Source organism: Seonamhaeicola marinus (assembly GCF_008085455.1).
Window position 1 is genome coordinate 1 of the sequence record NZ_VSDQ01000870.1, and the last position, 881, is coordinate 881.

Consider the following 881-nt stretch of genomic DNA (forward strand, 5'->3'; position numbering starts at 1 on the left):
TTAAACGAACAAGGCTACAACACCACACAAATTTTAGAAGAAGCCGATTTAGTTTTAGTTAACACCTGCTCTATTAGGGATAAGGCTGAACAAACCGTACGCAAACGCCTAGAAAAATACAACGCTGTAAAACAAGAAAGCAACCCAAACATGAAAGTTGGGGTTTTAGGCTGTATGGCAGAACGCCTTAAAAGCAAATTTCTTGAAGAAGAAAAAATTGTAGACCTTGTAGTTGGCCCCGATGCTTACAAAGATTTACCAAATCTTTTAGCTGAAGTTGATGAAGGTAGAGATGCTATTAATGTAATTCTTTCAAAAGAAGAAACCTATGGTGATATTGCCCCAGTACGCTTAAACAGCAATGGTGTAACTGCTTTTGTTTCTATTACCCGCGGTTGCGACAACATGTGTACCTTTTGCGTTGTACCTTTTACACGTGGGCGTGAGCGTAGTAGAGACCCACAAAGTATTTTAGAAGAAGTTAATGATTTATGGAACAAAGGCTATAAAGAAGTAACGCTTTTAGGCCAAAATGTAGATAGCTATCTTTGGTATGGCGGCGGCCTTAAAAAAGATTTTGATAAAGCTTCTGATTTACAAAAAGCTACAGCAACCAATTTTTCTAAATTATTAGAATTATGTGCCCAAGCGCAGCCAAAAATGCGTTTTAGGTTTTCTACATCTAACCCACAAGACATGACCTTAGATGTTATTGAAACCATGGGTAAATACAAAAACATTTGTAAATATATACACTTACCTGTGCAAAGTGGCAGTAACCGCATTTTAAAAGAAATGAACCGCCAACATACCCGCGAAGCGTATTTTGAACTCATTGATAATATAAAACGCATTATACCAGATTGTGCTATTAGTCAAGA

At 37.1% G+C, this 881-nt stretch carries 1 protein-coding gene; it reads left to right on the forward strand.

Annotated elements, in window-relative coordinates; all coding sequences use genetic code 11:
- The coding region (locus FUA24_RS24515; RefSeq protein ID WP_148546057.1) for a MiaB/RimO family radical SAM methylthiotransferase at nucleotides 1-881 on the forward strand (881 nt) is incomplete at both ends.